Raw genomic sequence first — 19204 nt, forward strand, 5'->3', positions numbered from 1 at the left:
TTTTCGTTCGGGGGGGCGTGCGTGCGTCGGCGTGGACCGGGTGTCGGGGAAGCCGGGTTCCTGTCGCCGCCGACGATGGGAAGGGCGTGCCGCGCCGGGTGGGCCGATAGACTGGACGATGCCCGCGCCCGATCTTCCGCCGCCCCCCGAGTTCGTGGTGACCGAGCGTCCGCTGCAGGTGCATCTGCACGTGAACCTGGTGTCGCCGGACGCGCTCGTGGGCGCGACGGTGGTGGTGATCGACGCGCTGCGCGCAAGCGCGACGATCGCGGCGGCGCTGGCGTCGGGCGCGACGCGGGTCGTGCCCGCGCTCACGGTGGACGACGCGCTGGCCTCGGGGACACGCTGGCGGGCGATGGGCGAGCGGGTGGTGCTCGGGGGCGAACGCGGGGGCGTGCTGATCCCCGGGTTCGATCTCGACAACTCGCCCCGGCGGTACACGCCGGAGCGCGTCGCGGGCGCGACGGTCGTATTCACGACGACGAACGGCACCGCTGCGCTGCTGCACGCGCGGGGCGGGGCGCGGGTGCTCGTCGGCGCGTTTCCGAACCTCGGGGCCGTCGCCGAGGCGGTGGCAAATGACCCGCGCCCGGTGCACATCGTGTGCTGCGGCACGCGAAGTGAGATCAGCCTCGACGACGTGCTGCCCGCGGGCGCGTTTGTCGAGCGCTTGGTGGAGGCCGGGAGGCAGTTGGTGGCGGAGGATTCCGGGCGCGTGGCGCTCATGGCCTGGCGCGGGGCGCTGGCGTCGCCGGGCGGGCTGAACGAGGCGATGCGCGCAAGCCGCGGCGGGCGGAACCTGGCGCGTCAGGGCCTGGCGGCGGACGTGGACGAGTGCGCGGCGATCGATGTGCTGCGCGTCGTGCCGCGCTTCGTGCCCGGGGCGGGGCCCGACGCGGGCGTGATCGTCCGCGAGGACGGCGGCGCGGGCGAGGCGTCCACGGCGTAGAGGGCGTGCCGGGCGATGTAGCGCGCGACCGGGGGTGTGAGCATGCGCAGCACCGGGTGCGTGCGCCAGGCGCGGTGGTCCGGGGGCGCGCCGCGGAGCGCGGCGCGGATCGCGGTCGCCGAGACCTCGACCGGGCGCCTCCGGAGAAGGCGATCGCCCCAGGCGGCGCGTTCGCGTGGCGTCCAGAAGGCGGTGTCCATCGCGCGCGCGAGGTCGTCGGGAGTCTCCACGCCGTCGCGGGGCAAGACGAGGGGCTCGGCGAGGCGGACGATCGCGCGGGCGTGTCGCCACTTGTGGAACGCGCGGGCCTGGTCGGCGCCAATGAGCAGGCGGAGGGGCACGCGCGGGCCGACGAGGCGGCGCAGCCGCCGGACGGTGTCGATCGTGTAACTGGGACGCGGCGGCGCGTCCTGCCGGCGCGGGCGCGCGGCGCTGTCGAGTTCGTACGTCCAGACGCACGATGTCGGCGTCGCGGCCCGCGCCGGAGCGCGCGTTCCCGCGCGGGCGGCTTTGAGCCCCAGGCCCAGGGCGAGCATCCGCAGGCGGTGGGCGTCTGACGCGGTTGGGCCTTCGGACTTCAGCGGGTTGCGTGCGGCGGGGACGTAGACGACCGCGGCCCGGGGCCCGAGGGCGCGGCGGACGGCGCGCGGGATGACCACCAGGTGCGCGCGGTGGGGCGGGTCGAACGTGCCGCCGAAAAGCACGAGCGGGTCGGCGCGGGGCGCGAGAACGTCGAGGCTCGGGCCGTGGGGGTTGGTGGAGGGGCGGGCGCGGGCGGCCGGCATCGGCGATGCTAGCGACGCAGGGTGGTGGTGCGGGTGGGCGACGCAGATGGGAAGTGCGACCGGGCGGCGTGGATCGGCGGTGTGCGGATCGCCCACGTTTTGAGAGGGCACCGGCGAGAATGGGATGATTCGCGGGCCCCGGGTTCCTATCCTGTGCGACCGGCCTCGTCGTCTAGCCTGGTCTAGGACACCACCCTTTCACGGTGGGGACATGGGTTCGAATCCCATCGAGGTCATTGCCGCTGTCTCGTCGCTCGATTTCGCGGGCTGCGGCGACGCACGCACGCGCGATCGGGTCGAGCGTCCCGGGCAGGTCTTGACACGCGTCCCACGCCGAGACGGCCGGCCTACGGGCAGGGTCCGCCGGCGATCACGTCGACCAGCGTGATGATGTCGTCCTGATCGACGTTGCCGTCGCGGTTGAAGTCAGGGTCGCGGCCGGAGGGGTTGGCGCCGCCGGCGACGACGTTGACGAGGTACTCCACGTCGTCCTGGTCGACATTGCCGTCCTGGTTGTAGTCGGGGTCGCAGCAGGGTTGCAGTTCGATGTACTCGCTGGAGACGGAGTCGAAGCCGCAGACGTTCTCGGCGCGGCAGGCGAACCACAAGGGCCCGGCGGCGACGTTGGAGACCGTGAGAGTGTCGGTGGTGGCGCCGGAGATGATCGAGCCATCGGGCTGCACGCCATCGACCACGACGGGATCATCCGGCAGGTGGAGGGCGGTCCAACGGAAGACGGACGGGGGTGGCGAGCCGGCGAACGAGGCCGCGAGCTGCACCGTCCCGCCCGCGCAGGGCGGGACGAAGGGCTGGCGCGTGATGAAGCGAGCCTGGGGCGCGCTGTTGAAGGAGCGGGCCAGGGCGGCGACGCCCTTCAGGCCGCGGGCGGCGTAGACGCCCGTGGCGCCGGCGACGATGCCGCCGGCGTCGTAGGACGCGAGCGGGACGGTGCCGAGGACCTGGGGTGAGCCGAGGTTGCCGATGTCGACGAAGGAGACCGTGTCGTCGGTGAAGGGGGTGAGGAGCGAGCCCTGCATCGAGATGGCGCGATCGATGGGAGGAATCGGATCGAAGGCGCTGTGTCCCGGGCCGACCCAGGTGCCGTAGCGGACGTGAATTCGAGGCGTTGGGAAGTCGCGGCGCGTGTAGAGATGCGCGCGCGGGTAGCTGTCATAGAAGCCGTTCTGCGATGGCGTGCGGACGAGCATGGCGACGAACTCGGCCGACGGCACGGTGAGGAATCGCGAGGCGACGGAGATGACGGTGTCGTCGGCGTCCTTGGCGAGCACCTGGCTGCGTGTCGGGACGCCGGTGGTGGTGTTGATGCTGATCACCTCGACGCCGGCCTGAGTCGGGACGAAGACGCGGCTGTCGCCCAAGCCCATCTGGCCGGTCGCCGGGAAGGGGGTCTGGAGGGCGATGCTGCCCATGAGCGGGGGCGCACCCGGGGTGGTCTGGATGTTGTAGACGTGCAGCGTGGTGGGCGTGGCGACGTAGAGGCGCAGCCCGTTGGTGAGCACGTCGCGTGCGGTCTCGCCGCCGGGGACGTTGAACGTGCCGATGACTGTCGGGTTGGTCGGCGTGAAGAAACGGACAACGGTGACGGTGGTGCCGGTAGCGAAGTAGGCGTTCCAGTCGGCGGTGCTGACGCGGGTGGCGATGCCGGAAAAGTCGCGCGAGCCGCGGTAGGTGGGGACGCCCGGGTTGGCGACGATGTCGTAGACGTGCATGCCGGAGCGCCGGTCGGCGACGACGAGGTAGGAATCGGCGAAGATGTCGACGTCCTGCGCCTCGCCGGGAAAGGGGCGGAACGCACCGAGCTGGCTGAGCGTGCCGCCGTCGAGGATGCGCAGGCCCTGCCCGAGGCTGGCGACGTAGGCGCGAGAGCCGGTGCCGGTGCCGAATAAGGTCATCGCGCGGTCGTCGCTGTCGCCGCCGAGGGACGTGACGAAGTTCGGGCTGTCGGGGTTTGAGACGTTGAACACCTGGGTGCCCAGCGAGCCCATGCACGCGTAGACGAAGCTGCCGTTCTTGGCGAGTCGAACCCGAGAGGCGCTGCCGGCGAGTGGGAACAGCGCCTCGCCGCGTGATAGCAGCGAGCGGTCCGGCTGGATGTCGAAGACCCAGAGGATGCCGGTCTGGGCGCGAGTGGTGAGCACGAAGAGCTGGACGCCCACGACGAGCACCGCGCGGGGGACGTACTGGTTCTGCTGGGAATCTTCGAAGAAGTACTGCGCGATGCTGCCCGCGATGCGGCCTTCGTCGTTGTGGGTAACGCGGCGCAGGGCGACTCCGTCCACCGTCCAGACGGTGGACGGGCTTGAGTGCGCGACGTCATCGGCGACGATGGACACGTGGTCGCGCTGGATCCCTCCCAGAAAGATGTGCAGGCCGTTCTGTGCCGCGACGTACTGGAAGTTCCCGTTTTCGGAGACGGCGCGCCCGCCCTGCATGGCGGGGAAGACGCCCGGGATGCCGCCGCTGGTGCGCCAGAGGATCTCGGGGCCGTTGAGTCCGGCGCGGATGCGGTACAGCGAGGTGGGCGTGACGGCGGTGTACTCGAGGCTCACGATCGAGTCGATGTCCTCGACGGGTCCGTCGAGGCGTGTGCCGTAGATGCGAAGCGGGGCCGCGGGGTTCGAGACATTCACCAGCGCGAACTCGTCGCCGAGACCCACCACTTGGGAGGCGCTATTGACGGTGTAGGTCGTTGTCACCCCGGCGCCGAACTCGGATTGAATGCCCGGCGAGCACTGCGCACGGGCGAGGAACGACACCACCGCGAGCACGAACAGCGCGGACGCCACCCGGATCGACCAGTTCATGATCCACCTCTCCCCACGGCCCACCAGACCGACAAGTCAGCGGAGGTTTAGTTCGCCGGTGAACTCTCTGTCCGCCGCCATTGCCAATCTGGCGGGGAGGAGTCTACAGCGCGAGGCCGTGTTCCGGGAGTGGATCCGCGGGTTCTTGGGAATCTCGGGACGGCGTGTTCGGCAGATGTTGGCGTCGATGATTCCCAGGTACAACCCGCGATGGCTCGCACCCCGAAACTCGCTACTGAAGGGATCTTGTCGGCCGCTGGGGTGAATTCACGCGGGGATCGGGGCGGGGCGATGTGCGGCATCAGTTTCCGATGCGGACGACGCCGCCTTCGGCCGACACGCGGATGCGCTTGGAGATGGTGAGCGGGCCCGAGTACGCCCCGGCGCGGGCGCGGACTTCGGCGCCGTTCCAGGCCAGAGCGACGGCGGCCTGGACGGTGTGAAACGGGCAGGATGGGCTGCCGGTCTGGCACGATACGCCGCTGTTGCGATCGGCCCGGATGATGTAGCTGTAGTGTTTGAAGTCGATGTCGCCGGCGTCGGCGTCGTTGTCGGAGACGAAGACGTGGAGTTGGCCCCGGACGCCGGGGCTGCGTCCGTCGTCCAGGTCCCAGATGGTGAGGCCTTCGGGCTCTTCGTAGGTGGGGAATCCCGGGTCGTAGTAGAAATCGAAGTGCCCGAACCCGCGGGTGGAGTGCTCGACGCGCTGCCAGGTGGACGTATCGATGACGTGGATGCCCTCGCGTTCTTCGCGACCGCCGGAGTCGTCGTAGAACCCGCTGACGAGGTAGAGGAGGTTGTCGCCGGGGGCGTACTCGCCGCCCTGCATGGTGACCATCTCGAGGCGGTTGCCGGATTCGTCGGTGAGCTGCTGCATGTGCGTGAAGGTGAGGGACGAGGCGGAATCGGCGTTGTGAAGCTGGTTCCAGTCGAGAGTGAAGAAGTGCAGGCCGCGCTGGGTGACGGCGGGGGAGCCGGGCGGGGCGCCGACGTGCTGCTGGGACATGACGATGCCGCCCTGGCTGTTGATGGCGACCCAGCCGGCGTCATTGCAGAGGATGGGAACTTGTCGGTGCGTCACGTAGAAGAAATCGGTAGGCGTGATGCGAAAGAACGCCAGGGCGGCGCCGCCGACCCCGCCATTGCAGGTGGCGTCTTCATCTTCCATCGGGACGACGAGGTAATCGGTTCCTTGGTAGCGAAAGACGTCCGGGTCGCCGAGGTGGTCGTAGGCCGCGAGTGGCGGGTACCGAGTCGCCACCTCGCGCCGGATGACGCCGGGGGATGACGCTGTCACCGTGCGGAGATCGAGCCCGACAGGAACTCTCCACAGGTCGTGGGTGGTCGTGATGTACCAGTTGTTGTCGTCGTGATCGACTCCCTGAGCGTCGTTGCTCCAACTGGTCTCGGCGACGGGGTAGTTCCCCACGTGCATGTAATACGCGTCGGGCGTCTGGGCGCGGGCGTGCCCCGAGATCGCGGCGACGCACGCGAGCACGGGGACGATCGGACAGAGTGTGCGCATGGCATGCTCCATTGCAGAGGTGGACGCTTCGTGGCGGGCGAGGGAAGACGGGACGCGGACGGTCGGTCAGGGCGAGGTGATCTGCACGGGGCCGCCGGCCGCGCGCAGGACGACGGGACGCGAGAGCCGGGTGCCCGGCGGGACGTGGTACGTTCCCCCGACGATGTTGACGGGGACGCGTGGCGAGGCGCGGTCGACGGCGCGGAGGAGCCCGTCGCCGAAGCGGTAGGGGAAGGAGAGCGTGCCGAACTCGGTGCCGCCGCCGCCGCTCGTGACGCGCACGGGAGACGGCGAGTGCGTGGTGGGCGTCATGGTGTAGTGACGATCGATGCAGTTGGTGGCGACGAAGGTATAGCCGTTCGCGATCGCGTCGTCGTAGTAGCCCTCGTCGTCGCCGATATCGCAGAAGGGGGTGGGGTAGGCGCGGAACAACCAGCGGTCGGGCTGGGAGCCGCGGTCGGTGGGCAGGTCGTCGTTGCCGCTGTTGACGAGGACGCTGTTGTCTTCGAAGGCCGTGGGCGGGTTGCCGCGCGCCATGCCGAAGAAGAAGTCGTCGTCGGCGAAGCCGGTCTCTTCTTCGTCGAGGATGACGATCCAGCGGTACCCGCGGCGGAGCAGTTCCTGGTACGAGGGCCAGGCGAACTGGTCCAACTGCTTGAACTCGCTGGCGGGGTAGACGCGGAAGCCGAACGCCGTGTCCACGGCGTTGCGGATGTACGAGCGGTAGACCTGTCGTGCCGGCCAGGATGCGAAGCAGCCACCCTTCATCTCGATGTACACGACCGTGACGCGGTCCTGTGCTTCGATGGACTGGGCGATGGCCTGGAGGTGCGGCAGGAGGAGCGGGCCGGCGTTGGGCACGCTGCACCCGTGCTGGACGCGGACTTGGTTGTCCGGGTGCCAGGCGATGTCGAGCTCCAGGCACCAGCAGTTCCAGTTGTCGATCTGCGACGCGTAGGACTCGTCGCGTTCGTACGAGTTGTGGCTCGCCTTGTAGCTGCCCGTGTTGAATCGCTGCTCGCCGGGCCCAACGTTGGTCGACGGCTGGGCGAGCGCCGCGCCGGCGGTGAGGCACGATGCGACGAGGTATGTCCAGGGGTGACCGAGAGGCTGTGCGGTCTCGGGGATCATCTTGCGCCTTCCTGTGTCGCCGGCGTGTGCGACGGTGCCGAGCGGTCGTTCACTGCAGGTTGACGAGCACGAGCACGAGCCCGCGCTCGCCCTTTTCGAGACGCTGCATCGCCTTGCCGAGGATGGCGCCGTTTGCGCGGTCGCGGTCGGTCGCCTTCATGGCGTGCCCGGGTGTGTCGGAGGTGGTGAGGAGGTCGCCGGGCTCGATCGCGCCGGTGGCGGCGTCGCAGCGGACGTAGACGCGCCCCGAGAGCGCGATGGCGGGGGCGTCTTCGTGTCCGGGGAGGTTGCCGAGGACGGCGCCGACCGAGAAGTTGTTGGCGCCGCTGACGACGCCGGCGACGCGGGTGTTGTACGCGCCGCGGGACATGCAGAGTTGGCCGACGTTGTCCGGGTCGATGGCGACGACGGTGCCGGGCTCGAGCGTCTCGCTGGCGGGGAACTTCTCGGCGAGGTCGGCGCCGGTGATCTCCAGCACGGGTACCTTGACGGCGCGGCCTGCGGCGGGCGTGATGAAGATGTCGCCCCCGGCGCGCGTGTTGATCATGGTCATGTGCGGGCTGCCGGGGGTGCCGTAGCCGATCCAGCCGGTCTCGGCGCCGCTGCCGTTCCAGAAGCCGAGGTAGCCGGACTGCGTGCTGTTGCCGCCGGTGTCCTGGAGGACGATCACCGGCCCGCCGTTGGGGATGCCGCCGAGCTTGGTGATGTGGAGGTTCGTTGCCGGGAGCGCCGTCCCGATGCCGAAGTTGCCGCCGCCGACTTGGAAGTATGAACTGCGGCCTCCGACGCCGATCTCAGCGGATGTCGCCGCGGAGTTGTTGCCGGCGTGGAACAGGACGCGCCGGATGCCGGTGGTGTTTGTTTCGCGGAAGAACCGGACAGCCACATCGTTGATCCCGTTGGTGATCTGCGGGTTGATGTCGATGAACGAGATCGTTGCGGTCGAAACCTTGTTGATGCGCATCTGGCCTGCGCTCTGATCATCGATCTGGGCGAAACTCCCCGCAAGGTCGTCATCCTGCAGGCGCAGTTCCGGGCGGTTGCCGAAGACGTGCAGAAGACTGCCGGGCGTCGTCGTGCCGATGCCGACCCTGCCGTTGTTGTCGACGAGCACCGCGTTGGCGGGCGAGCCGTCGGCGGCGTCGAGGGCGAATGCGGACTTGGCGTGGCTGGCGAGCGGGGTGGCGGTGAGGAGTTGGCGCGGGGACAGGACGGAGAAGCCGGTGGTGTTCGTGCAGGTGAGCCCGGTGTCGGCGCGGACCTCGATCTGCAGGAACCGGGCGCTCGGCACGGCGAACTGCTGGCCGAAGTCGATGGTCGTGGTGAAGCGCCCGTTGGTCACGGCGACGTTGTCCACGCACACCGTGGTGCCGACCTGCGTGCCGTCGGTGGCCGCATCGAAGAGTCGGAAGCGGATGTCGTACGCGCCCGAGGCGGGTATGCCCCCGTCGGCGAGTTCGCCCTGATAGGTGAACGCGGTGGACTGGGCGTGGGCGGCGCCCGCGGCGGCGAGGGACGCGAGAAGGACGGCGAGTGTGCTCCGCATGGTGCGCTCCGTATGGGCCGGCGGGATTGCCAGCACCATCTCAAGCGAGAACCAGACGGGCGAGCGCCAGGAATCTCGAAGCTCGGCCTGCCACGAGCAGAACACACGGAGGAGTGGTTCGCTCTGCTCCCCACGCCGACGACCGTGGTGTTGGAGTTGCCGACCGACTTGCACACATTTCCGGTGTGGCCGATGTTGATGGGCACGGCGATCGCCGGTACCAGCCTCTCGCGAGCCGGCAGCGTGTCAGCGAGTTCGGCGCCGATCGCGTCGGTGTTGCCGCCCGATGGAAATCACCGCGGGCCGACGGCGATGAAACTGAACGGCCACGCCGCCTCAGTCTCCGGGCGGCAGTGCACGGTCACAATGACACTGGAAGCGTTTGCGCTCACGACTGAGACGTAGGTTGGGCAGCCCGCGGATTGGTTGTGCGTCCCGGCCGTAGTCACGGTTGGGATTCCCGTGAAAGGGGTCGTGAAGTTGATCTGGTATCGGCCGCAGGAGAACCGTTGCACCGTGAAGCCCGAGCCCGCGACGATCGTGGGCGTCGAGTCGCAGCCGTCGAACGGGTGCGTCTCGACGGACCCTCGCACGATGCGAAGATTCTCCTCGCTGGCGGCGGCGCGGAACTGGCCAGATGAACCCAACCGGATATCGCCCCGCACATCGAGTCTTGCCAAGGGTGCGGACGTGCCGATGCCGACGTTTCCTGAAGCCGTGTTGATAAAGATGCCCCGCGAGCCCGTGTTCCAATCGGCGATTGCAAAGGGCTGGTTCCCGTTGCCGCCCCGATTCCATATCCCGAGATCGTCGCTGCTCAGCAGCCCCTGTGTCTTCGTGACCCGGATCGCACCGCCCGGATTGTCAAAGACCGCGGCGCCAGCGGCGATGTGCAGGGGCGACAGTGGTGTGGTCGTACCGATGCCGACGTTCCCGACGTTGTCCACGGCGACCGCGCTGGCTGGTGAACCGTCGGGGGCCGCGAGGGCGTTCGCGACGCTCGCGGCCGTGGCGCGCGGCGCCGGTGAGAGCGGCTGGCGCGGCGCGAGGATGACGAACCCGCCGGCGTTCCCGCAGTTCAGCCCCGTGTCGCGCCGGACCTCGATCTCCAGGAACCGCCCGGCGGTCGTCGCGAACACCGCGCCGAAATCCAGCGCCGTGCTGAACTTGCCATTTGTGACCTGTACATTATCCGCGCAGAACTGCGCTCCGATCTGCGCACCGGCCGTGGACGCGTCAAAGATCCGGAAGCGAAGGTCGTACGTGCCGGTCGCGGGCGATCCGCCGTCGGCGAGCTCGCCCTGGTAGGTGAACGCGGTGGACTGGGCATGGGCGGCGGTCGTGAGTGCAAGCGCGAGGATTAGCGTCGGTGTGCGGGTGCGCATGGGAGGCTCCTGGTGTACGCCCGGCGATCGCGCCGGGGACATCAATACAAGCGGGCTCGCCGGGAGGCGAGCGTCACGAATTCTGCGGGGAGCCCTGGTCTTCCCGGATCAGCGGGTGGGCGTGGGGAGGCCTGCTTCAACCGCACGCAGGACGGCGTCGCGACGCTCCCGCCACTTGCGCGCATCATCGCTCCGATCCATGCCGGGCTCGAAGCGGTCCCAGGCGTCGTAGAGGGCGATGAGTGAATCCGCGGCGTCGTGCACGCGTCGTGCGCGGATGGACGGGTCGAGCCGCCAGACGTTGTCGGCGAGCGTCTGGAAGTTCGGCGCGATGAGCGATTCGGCCTCGCGCAGGCGGGCCAGTTGGCCCCCGTCCGGCGGTTGCATGTCGGGGGCGAGGGCCGCCGCCCCGAGCGTCCGTCCCAGCCAGATCCGGGCGAATGCGACACGGGGGTCGTTCTCGCCGTGCAGCGCGAGCCGCTCTTGGATGCAGGTGCGCAGGAATCGCTCGCACTCGGGAAGGTCGCGCGGATCAGCGTTGTCCAGCATCGCGGAGGCGGTGATGACGTAGACGTCGAGCAGGGAGGGCGGCGGATCATCCGGGCGCTGCTCCGCGCAGAGCGTGATGAAGGATCGGCCCTGCGCGATGGTCTCGGCGAGCTGATTCGCCGCGTAGAGGCACTGGATGTACACGTAGCGGCCCACGATGCCCGGCTCGCTGGCGGGCTCGAGGGTGGCGCGCTGAAGCTCGAAAGATCGGCGCGCGAGGGGGAGGGCCTCGGCGCTGCGCCCGAGGCGGCACAGGCTGTTCACGATGGTTGTCCAGCCGCCGAGGGCGGCCTGCTGCTCGGGCGGCAGGTGGAGCGCGCGGATGCGCTCGACCTCCAAGGCCGTGTCGAGCGCGTCCGACCAGCGTCGGGCCATGAAGTGGATCTCGGCGATCGAGTCGAGCGTCGTGGCGACGTGGAGGCTTTCGGGTCCGAAGCTCGCGCGGTTCGCCGCGAGCAAGACGGCGAACTCGGCGAGTGCATCGCGCCCGTCGCCCGAGTGGAGGTGCACGTTGGCGAGCGCATAGCGGATACCGAGCATGGTGGGGTGGTTGGGCGTGAAGAGGCGTTCCCCGAGGCGTTGCGCCGCGTGCAGGTCGGCGAGGGCGAGCTGCGGATCGGCGTGCTGTGCGTGCAGGGCGGCGCGGGCCACGAGCACGTCCACCCGCGTGGGCGAGCTCATGGTGTCGTTGTCATCGCCGGCGGCCTGGTCGAGCACGCGGAGGGCATCGGCCCATGCTTCCAGCGCGGCGGATTCGTGCCCCGCCTTGTTCAGCGCGTTGCCCAGCCGGTAGAGGCGGTCGGCGACGAGGTCGGGGTCGGGGCGGGGGAGCGCTCGGGCGGCGGAGAGCGCACGCCGCTGCAGTTCGATGGCTTCGCTGAGTCGGTTCCGCTCGAGGGCGGCGTGCGCCCGGGCGCCCAGGAGCTGCACGTAGAGCACCGGGTCAGGATGCGTCTGCGAGTCGTGGATGCGCTGCGCGTCGGCGAGCAGCGACTCGGACCGGTCCAGATCACTGTCGGCGAGGGCGAGTTCGGCGCGGAGCAGAAGGAGGCGCGAGCGGAGGCGGTCGGGCATGGACGCCGTCGCGTCGATCGGCGCCGTGATGCGGCGGGCGTGCTCGTAGCGGGCGAGCGTGAGGTTGACCTCCGCAATCACAAGGCGCAGCTCGAGCGCCGCGAGGGGGCTCTCGCGGAGTTCGCCCGACTCGATGCGTGCGGCGGCGTTGTCCATGAGCGCGCTGAGCAGCGCGGTGTCCCGCCCTCGGGCGACCTGCGGCGCAACACCCTCGAACGTCTCGCGGAGAAAGTCGCGCACAGTCGCGGCGGCGCCCCGCTCGCGCTGAGCGGTGCGTTCGGCGCGCTGGGCCGCGATCATGCCCCGGGTTGTTCCCGCGACGCCCAGCAGAAGGACCGCGAACACCGCGCCGATCGCGGCGACGAGCCCGCGGTTTCTCGCGGCGAACTTGCGGACGCGGTAGGCGGACGTGGGCGGGACGGCGCTCACCGCGTCGCCGCGGAGGAACGCCTCGAGGTCGGCGGCGAGCGCGTCGGGGGTGGGGTACCGGCGGGCGCGATCCTTCTCGAGGCAGCGCATCACGACCCAGTCGAGGTCGCCCCGGAGCAGGGGCGAGAGCCTGGCGGGCGGGGTGCGGCGCTGCGCCGCGACGGACGCGATGGAATCGCCGAGTGTGCTGACGCGGGTGCTGGGCTTGGGCGGCTCGACCTCGCGGATGATGCGCTTGATCTCGTCGTACGCCGCGGCGCGCAGCGCGACGGGGTCGAAGGGCGTCGCGCCCGTGAGCAGTTCGTACAGCACGACGCCCAGGCTGTACACGTCTGTGCGGGTGTCGGTGTTCTGCGATCCCTCGGCCTGTTCGGGCGACATGTACTCGGGCGTGCCGACGAACTGGCGAAGCTCGGTGAAGGCCGTCTTCTCGGCGTGGTGCTGCTGCGTCGCCTTGGCGATGCCGAAGTCGATGACCTTAGCGTGCGGGCGCCCGTCCTGCGTCGAGACCAGCACGTTGCCGGGCTTGATGTCGCGGTGGACCACGCCCTTCGCGTGCGCGTGCTGCACGGCGCGGCAGACCTGCACGAAGACGCCCAGGCGTTCGGCGATGTCCAGGTTGTTCTGATCGCAGTAGCTGGTGATCGCCTCGCCCTTCACCAGCTCCATCACGAAGTACGGCCGCCCGGACTCGGTCGCGCCCGCGTCGAACACGCGCGCGATGTTCGCGTGGTCCATCATCGCGAGCGCCTGTCGTTCGGCCTCGAAGCGCGCGATGACGGCACGCGTGTCCATGCCGAGCTTCAGGATCTTCACCGCGACGCGGCGCTGCACGGGCGCCAGTTGCTCTGCGGCGTACACGGTTCCGAACCCGCCCTGGCCGACCTCTTCCAGAAGGCGGTACTGATCGATCGTGGTGCCGACAGACTCGCCGACGGGGCGGGGGGCGGGGGGCGCGGCGGTGGGAGCGCCCAGGAAGCCCGGCCGGCGCGACGCCGCGACAAGCAACGACTCGACCTCGCGCCGGAGGGCGGCGTCGTCCCCGCACGCGTGGTCGAGGAAGGCGGCGACCTGTTCCGCCGGGAGATCAGCCGCGTCTGCGAACACCTGCCGGACTCTGGCGCGATCGAGCATCGGTCACTCCGATGGAGAAATCTCACGCGCGAGCCAGGCCCGGGCGTAGGCCCAGAGGCGGTCGACCTGACGGGGCGAGATGCCGAGCGCTTCGGCGGTCTCGTTGCCGCTCAGCCCCGCGAAGAAGCGGAGTCGCACGACGGCGGCGACTTCGGGCTCCGCCCCCTCCAAGCGTTGAAGGGCCGCGTCGAGCGCCATGATCTGCTCGGGATCGCGGTGCTCGGCCAGGTCTACGACGGAGAGGAACTCCGCGGCGGGCGGGCGCCGCTTGGCGGCGCCCTTGGCCCGGGCGTGGTCGATGAGGATCCGGCGCATGGCCTCGGCGGCGACGGCGAAGAAGTGGGCGCGGTCGCGGAACGGGACGCGGCGGTCCTGGCCGATGCGGAGGAAGGCCTCGTGGACGAGCGCGGTCGCCTGAAGCGTGTGCCCGGGGTTCTCCGCCGACAGCCGATGCCGGGCCACTTCCCGGAGTTGTTCGTACACGAGCGCTAAGAGATGGTCGGACCCGGGGTTGCCGCCGCTCGGCGGGCCGTGGTCGGGGCCTTCATGAGTTGACGGCGAAGGCGGCACGGCGGGAGTCTACCTGGATGCGCGGATGCCGGCGAGTGCAAGGCTGGCACGGGCGCCGAGCGGCATGCGGTGTATTTCGTCGGGGCATTGTGTTGCAAGCGGGCGACGCCGACCGCGGCCGCGATGCGCGGTGCGCAGTTATCGCAGACACCATTGCGCGCCGTGCGGGCCGCGTGGGGGGAAGCGCGGGGCCGAACACGCGCGCCGTGCGCGCATGCACAGAGATGTTCTTTTTTGCGGACAAACACGCACATTCTGAGACCTTTCGACGAAGCCCCGGTGTATACTCGGGCGTCTTGGGCCGGTTCGTGCGCGCAGGACACGCGAGAATTCTGTCAGGGGACAGCACATGCCGGATGCCCAGATCAAGTTGGTATACGTGGACGATCATCCGCCGCTGCTCTCGGCGTGGGACCGGCTGGTGCGGACGCAGCCGGACATGAAACTGGTCGCGGCGGTGGAGCGGGTCGCGGACGTGCTGCCGGTGGTGCGTCAATCGGCGGTGGACGTCGTGCTGGTCGATCTGTCGCTGCCGGGGGCGATGGAGTTGATCGCCGAGATCGCGGGGGAGTTTCCGAAGGTGAAGACGATCGTGTATTCCGGTCGCAGCCCGCTGGAGTGGTCGGGGGAATCAAAGCGGGCGGGCGCGGCGGAGTACATCGACAAGGGGACGCCGCCGAAGGACGTGCTGACGATCATCCGTCGGGTTGCGGGCGCGGAGGGCCCTTAGGCATTGCCGGTCGAGAAGTCGTTGGACCGCGTGGAAGGACCAGTGGGGGGGGGCGCCGCGCGGCTTCGGGGCGGATGATGGGTGTGCACGGCGCGAGCGTCGTCGCTCAGCACGACCTCGCCTCGCGCGACGCGTCGGACGCCGTCGAAGATCAGCCAGGGATCGTCGCTCTTGCACATGTAACCCCAGACCCCGCTGTCGAAGGCGCGCTCGATGTCGACGGGCTTGAGGTGCCCGCTGAGCATGAGGACGCGGGCGTCGGGCGCGGCGGCGAAGATGCTGGCGACCAGGGCGAAGGTGTCGATGCCGGGCATGTCCACGTCGAGCAGAATGACATGGGGGCGGCGTGCGCGCACGAGGTCGACGACGCCGCGATCGCTGGTGGCGGCGCCCGCCCACTCGATCCACGCGTGCTGCGCGCACAGGCGTCGGAGACAGTCGATGAGCAACTCGTTGTCGTCGATGCACATCAACCGAATGATCTCGGGAGGCTGTGACGACACGACGCGTCCTCTCAGGTTAGTTGGGCTAATGCCATCGCCCGATCGAGAGCTGTTCGAAGCGCGGACATGCGTAAGCCTTGCCCGATGCGCGTGAATCTCGGATGACCACTGTCTGAATCGGCGTCATCGGTGAGGGAGATGACGAGGCGGTCCGGACGATCGCGGAGAAACGCGAGCGCCGCGGCGAGGCCTTCGGGGCCGTCGCGATCGGTGATCCACACGCGGGTGGTGTCGTCGGGCTCGGCGCGCCGAACGGCGTACCGGCGCGCGGCCAGCATGGCGTCGATGTAGCTGGCGACCCGCGGATCGGCGCACTGGACGGCGGCGACGCCTTGCAGGCCCGGGTCGATGGTCGGGCGGGGCTCGGCCAGGGGGATGATGAGCGTGACGCTCGCGCCGCCTCCTTCGGTGCTCTCGACCTCCAGCGATCCGCCCGCGCGGGCGACGATGCTCTTGACGAGGGGGAGGCCCAGCCCCGTGCCGAGGGCGCGGGTCTTGGTGGTGAAGAACGGCTCGAGGCAGCGTGCGCGGGCTTCGGGAGACATGCCCGGGCCGTTGTCGCTGACGGTGAGGCGGGCGCACGTGCCGCAGGGCGCGCGGGAGACGCGGAACTGGACGCGCCCCTCGACGGCGGTGCGCAGCGCGTCGCCGGCGTTCTGCACGAGATTGAAGATCGCCTGGGTGAGCGCGGGCTTGCCGAGCTGGATGGGAGGAAGGCCCGGCTCGATATCCGCGGAGAGGGCCGTGGTGCGGGGGATCCCGTTCAGCAGCATTCCCTCGGCCTCCTGCCACCAGGCGGCGACATCGGTGGGCACCTGCGCGTCCTCGCGGTCGGGATCGACGGAGAGCATGCGGAGGCTGCCGGTGAGTCGCTGGAGGTAATCGAGCGCCTTGCGGATGGCTGCGACGTCGTCGCGGACCTCGTCGGGAAGATCGCTCGCCTCCATGGCGTCGAGGCGCATCCGCACGGGCAGCAGCAGGTTGCCCATGTCGTGCCCCAGACCCGCCGACAGCGTGCCGATGGTGGCGAGGCGGTCGGTGAGCCGGAGTCGCTCGCTGGCGGCGGCGAGTTCGCGCGTGCGGTGGCGGACTGCCTGCTCGAGCAGGGAGTGCTGCTCCTCGAGCAGACGCCGTGCGGCGACCTGGTCGGTGATGTCGACGCACGATCCGATGAACCCGTCGAACGCGCCGTTCGCGGCGAAGTTGGGCGCGCCCTGGTCGAGCACCCAGCGGTACTCGGCGTCGGCGCGGCGGAGGCGGTACTCGTGACGGAACTCGGTGCGGGACTGAAAGTGCGCGCGGAACGCGTCGAGGTAGGTCGCGCGGTCGTCGGGGTGCACGCCGTCCATCCAGGCGTCGCCGAGTTCCTGTTCTGCGGTGCGTCCGGTGAAGTCGAGCCACGGGCGGTTGAACCAGACGCGTTGCCCGTGCGTGTCGGACATCCAGATGAGCGTGGGGGCCGCGTCCGCCATGCGGCGGAAGCGGGTCTCGGTGGCGAGGCGCTCCTGGTTCGCGAGCACTTCGGCGGTGACGTCGACGACGAGGTTGACGGCGCCGGCAACGGATCCGTCGGCTTCGCACAGGGGACGCGGGTGGGGGCGCACGTACCGGCGCGTGCTGTCCGGCCGTTCGACGATGATGACTTCGGACGAGTCGTCGAAGGGTTCGCCCCGTACGGCCTTGGCCATGGGGCAGAGGGCCGGGTCGAGGGCCGTGCCGTCGTCGCGGTAGAGCCGGTGCGAGCCGCACCAGTAGTCCTTGCCGACGCACGGCACGCGCCCCCACAGCTCGACGGCGGCCTGGTTGAAGGCGATGACGCGCCCGGCGCCGTCGCAGGCGTAGATGGCGGTGGGCACGGCGTGGAAGATCTCGCGCCAGCGGCGCTCGCTCTCGCGGAGTTGGGAGTTCGAGGCCTGCAGATCGGCGATGACGTCGTCGTCAGCTCGCGTGTCGGCTCGCGACAGCTTCATCACGGTCTCCTAAGCGCCCGGCGGGCCCCACCGCGTCGCGCACAGCCTTGGGTGTTTTTCGGCTCGGAGCGTAGCGGGCGGGCCACGGCGCCCATATCGCATGAGCCGCTTTTCATGCAGATTCGCCGGTTCTGCGGGCATCGCCGGCGCGACGCGAGGGGATGCTGGCGACCGCGCGCGGGAACAGCCTGGCGACGGGTCGGTGCTTGGGAACGGCACGGTGCTTCGGAATCCGCGGTGTGCTCAGGCCCGGGCCGCGAGCACGCTGCGCTCCGCGTAGCGCGAGGCGGCGTCGGGCGGGAGGGCGGCGGCGTCGCGCTCGAGCGCGGCGCGGGCCGCGGCGTCGAGGCGCTCGGTGAGCCCCAGTTCGGCGTACGTGTGCAGGAGCGACTCGGCGTGCAGGCCCCGGTACACGACGTCCGCCTCGATGATCGGCTTGCCGAGGATCTCCTCGAGCATCTGCTTGGTGTATGTTGGTTTGACGGCGGCGGTGGACTGCGTGCCGTACTGGTTGAGGTTGGAGGCGAAGATGCCCGCGGCGCTGACCGGGAGGAAGTCCTCGTAGCGCAGCCCCTCGTACGCGGCGTAGCCCTCGCGGACGAGATCGAAGATGTCGGTGGAATCGATCGTGCCGCGGGCGTTCAGGCCCTTGGCGGTGGGCTCGAACCAGGCGTACACGAACCCCTGCGAGAGCAGTTCCGGGAGCGTCTTGGGGAACTGCGCGAAATGACTGGCGTAGGCGGCCTCGTAGGCGGAGAAGTCGGTCTTGGCGAGGGTGGCGGGCACATCACGCTCGGCAGCGGCGAGGCACCGGTCGTAGAGCTCTCGCCCGTGGGGAGTGGTGGCGTAGAAGCGCTGCTCGATCTCGCCGAAGCGGGCGGTGTGAACGGTGTCGAACTGCGTGCCGTCCGGGTTGGTGAAGTGCACGGGCTCGGTGAGGGCCTTGTACGCGTCCTGACGCAGCAGGACGGGGGTGTCCTGCGAGGGTCCCTCGGTGAAGTCCTTGAAGCCGGCGTGATTGAGCGTGGCGAGGCGCAGGTCGTCGCGCGAGAGGCGCGCGACGAGGGCGTCGACCGCGCGGGCGATGGTGCCCGGGGCGGGGGCAGCGCGCCGGAAGGCGGCGATCTCGTCGCGCGAGAGGTGTTTGAAGTGCAGGCGCATCCAGTGGGCGTCGGCGTGCTGCTCGAGGCGCTGCAGCGCGGTCGACGCGCGGGTGCGGAAGGTGGGCTCCTTCATCTCGCCCAGGCAGAACTTCATGGCGCTGGTGTACAGGTCCATGCAGAACGTGTTGGGCGTGAGGTGGTTCAGGTGGTGGGCCTGGAAGCACGCGATGTCGGCGGCGATCTTGAACCCGGCGTTGCAGAGGTGGGCGTAGAGCGCGTGGTCGTGCGCGCGCCCCGTCCACTTGAAGATGCGCGTCGTGCCCTCGGCGATCAGCGCGTCGGCGTCGGAGGAGGAAAGCCCGCCGTCGCGCTCGCACGCCTCGATGAGCTGCATGGCGCGGGGCGAGAAGACCTGGCGGCGCGCCAGGAGCGCCTCGACGCGCCGGCGGGTGTCGTCGTCGAAGTAACTCGTCTGGAGGAGCGAGGTGAAGATGCGGTGCTCGGGGTGCACCAGCGAGCGGAACGCGGTGGCGATGACGGGCTGGCTCTTCGCGCCGACGCTGGTCATGTCGTAGAAGTTGTGGGGCTGCATCGCGAAGCAGGCGAAGAAGCGGCCGATCCAGCGGTACTCGTCGGGGCGGCCGATACGGATGGCGCCGTGGCGTTCGCCGCTGGTCTTGTCGAGCTGCTCGTCGGTGATCGAAAAGCCGTCGAAGCAGGCGGCGAGGAGGTCGCAGACGGCGCGGTTGGTCACGCTGTTCACGAGCAGCGACTTGTCGTAGAGCGGGACCTCGCGTCCGAACATCCGCGAGAGTTCGGAGAAGAGGCGGTTCTGCATGTCGATGGGGTTGGCGAACGTGGTGGACATGAGCGGCCTCCCGGCGGGGCGAGAGCGCGGGAACGACGCGCGGACGCAAGCGCGGGCCGCGCGGCACGCTCGCCCGAGCAATCGTAGGAATCCGGGGGCGCCGGGCAGGGCCGGAGCCGCCCGGCACG

The 19204-nt window shown here is 69.8% G+C and carries 12 protein-coding genes, 1 tRNA gene and 1 pseudogene; 3 read left to right on the forward strand and 11 right to left on the reverse strand.

The features are described from left to right. Nucleotides 1–118: 118 nt before the first annotated feature. Nucleotides 119–949 (forward strand): 2-phosphosulfolactate phosphatase, encoded by an 831-nt coding sequence (locus tag SFY69_05890; GenBank protein MDX2131563.1) that lies wholly within the window; start codon nt 119–121, stop codon nt 947–949. A gap of 113 nt (nt 950–1062) precedes the next feature. Here the strand turns inward: SFY69_05890 and SFY69_05895 are convergent. Beyond that, a pseudogene (locus tag SFY69_05895) lies at nt 1063–1734 on the reverse strand (hypothetical protein). Between the two features lie 161 nt (nt 1735–1895). On the opposite strand from SFY69_05895, the gene SFY69_05900 reads away from it, so the two are divergent. Further along, nucleotides 1896–1970, forward strand: a tRNA-Glu gene (locus SFY69_05900). A gap of 111 nt (nt 1971–2081) precedes the next feature. Here the strand turns inward: SFY69_05900 and SFY69_05905 are convergent. The 7 genes from SFY69_05905 to SFY69_05935 form a co-directional block, all read right to left on the reverse strand. Then, nucleotides 2082–4559: a hypothetical protein gene (locus tag SFY69_05905; GenBank protein ID MDX2131564.1), complete on the reverse strand. Its 2478-nt coding sequence runs from the start codon at nt 4557–4559 to the stop codon at nt 2082–2084. Nucleotides 4560–4860: 301 nt separating this feature from the next. After that, nucleotides 4861–6084, reverse strand: coding sequence for a hypothetical protein (locus SFY69_05910; GenBank protein ID MDX2131565.1), 1224 nt, complete (start codon nt 6082–6084; stop codon nt 4861–4863). Between the two features lie 66 nt (nt 6085–6150). Next, entirely contained in the window at nt 6151–7215 is a 1065-nt protein-coding gene (locus tag SFY69_05915; protein MDX2131566.1) for a hypothetical protein, read from the reverse strand. A gap of 49 nt (nt 7216–7264) precedes the next feature. Beyond that, a complete protein-coding gene (locus SFY69_05920) occupies nt 7265–8761 on the reverse strand; it encodes a hypothetical protein (GenBank protein ID MDX2131567.1) in 1497 nt (498 codons plus the stop codon). A 293-nt stretch (nt 8762–9054) separates the two neighbouring features. Continuing rightward, nucleotides 9055–10146, reverse strand: coding sequence for a hypothetical protein (locus tag SFY69_05925; protein MDX2131568.1), 1092 nt, complete (start codon nt 10144–10146; stop codon nt 9055–9057). Between the two features lie 108 nt (nt 10147–10254). Next, entirely contained in the window at nt 10255–13332 is a 3078-nt protein-coding gene (locus SFY69_05930; GenBank protein ID MDX2131569.1) for a serine/threonine-protein kinase, read from the reverse strand. Nucleotides 13333–13335: 3 nt separating this feature from the next. Further along, the gene (locus SFY69_05935; GenBank protein ID MDX2131570.1) at nt 13336–13902 is read right to left on the reverse strand and encodes an ECF-type sigma factor; all 567 of its coding nucleotides are present in this window, start codon (nt 13900–13902) and stop codon (nt 13336–13338) included. Nucleotides 13903–14251: 349 nt separating this feature from the next. Between SFY69_05935 and SFY69_05940 the strand changes: the two genes are divergently transcribed. After that, nucleotides 14252–14632: a response regulator transcription factor gene (locus SFY69_05940; protein MDX2131571.1), complete on the forward strand. Its 381-nt coding sequence runs from the start codon at nt 14252–14254 to the stop codon at nt 14630–14632. Here the strand turns inward: SFY69_05940 and SFY69_05945 are convergent. The 3 genes from SFY69_05945 to SFY69_05955 form a co-directional block, all read right to left on the reverse strand. Further along, nucleotides 14629–15102 (reverse strand): response regulator transcription factor, encoded by a 474-nt coding sequence (locus tag SFY69_05945; protein ID MDX2131572.1) that lies wholly within the window; start codon nt 15100–15102, stop codon nt 14629–14631. The two genes, SFY69_05940 and SFY69_05945, sit on opposite strands and share 4 nt — an antisense overlap. Nucleotides 15103–15146: 44 nt before the next feature. Then, the gene (locus SFY69_05950) at nt 15147–17105 is read right to left on the reverse strand and encodes a PAS domain-containing sensor histidine kinase (protein ID MDX2131573.1); all 1959 of its coding nucleotides are present in this window, start codon (nt 17103–17105) and stop codon (nt 15147–15149) included. 243 nt (nt 17106–17348) lie between these two features. Then, nucleotides 17349–19076, reverse strand: coding sequence for a DUF1338 family protein (locus tag SFY69_05955; GenBank protein MDX2131574.1), 1728 nt, complete (start codon nt 19074–19076; stop codon nt 17349–17351). Nucleotides 19077–19204: the final 128 nt, after the last annotated feature.

This window comes from Planctomycetota bacterium (assembly GCA_033763975.1).
In the GTDB taxonomy this organism is placed as follows: Bacteria; Planctomycetota; Phycisphaerae; order Phycisphaerales; family UBA1924; genus RI-211.

What these genes read in the sequence shown, in the direction of transcription:
- SFY69_05925 (MDX2131568.1), bottom strand. Translation starts at nt 10,146, where the DNA reads ATGCGCACCCGCACACCGACGCTAATCCTCGCGCTTGCACTCACGACC.
- SFY69_05940 (MDX2131571.1), top strand. Translation starts at nt 14,252, where the DNA reads ATGCCGGATGCCCAGATCAAGTTGGTATACGTGGACGATCATCCGCCG.
- SFY69_05915 (MDX2131566.1), bottom strand. Translation starts at nt 7,215, where the DNA reads ATGATCCCCGAGACCGCACAGCCTCTCGGTCACCCCTGGACATACCTC.
- SFY69_05955 (MDX2131574.1), bottom strand. Translation starts at nt 19,076, where the DNA reads ATGTCCACCACGTTCGCCAACCCCATCGACATGCAGAACCGCCTCTTC.
- SFY69_05950 (MDX2131573.1), bottom strand. Translation starts at nt 17,105, where the DNA reads ATGAAGCTGTCGCGAGCCGACACGCGAGCTGACGACGACGTCATCGCC.
- SFY69_05930 (MDX2131569.1), bottom strand. Translation starts at nt 13,332, where the DNA reads ATGCTCGATCGCGCCAGAGTCCGGCAGGTGTTCGCAGACGCGGCTGAT.
- SFY69_05910 (MDX2131565.1), bottom strand. Translation starts at nt 6,084, where the DNA reads ATGCGCACACTCTGTCCGATCGTCCCCGTGCTCGCGTGCGTCGCCGCG.
- SFY69_05920 (MDX2131567.1), bottom strand. Translation starts at nt 8,761, where the DNA reads ATGCGGAGCACACTCGCCGTCCTTCTCGCGTCCCTCGCCGCCGCGGGC.
- SFY69_05945 (MDX2131572.1), bottom strand. Translation starts at nt 15,102, where the DNA reads ATGTGCATCGACGACAACGAGTTGCTCATCGACTGTCTCCGACGCCTG.
- SFY69_05905 (MDX2131564.1), bottom strand. Translation starts at nt 4,559, where the DNA reads ATGAACTGGTCGATCCGGGTGGCGTCCGCGCTGTTCGTGCTCGCGGTG.
- SFY69_05890 (MDX2131563.1), top strand. Translation starts at nt 119, where the DNA reads ATGCCCGCGCCCGATCTTCCGCCGCCCCCCGAGTTCGTGGTGACCGAG.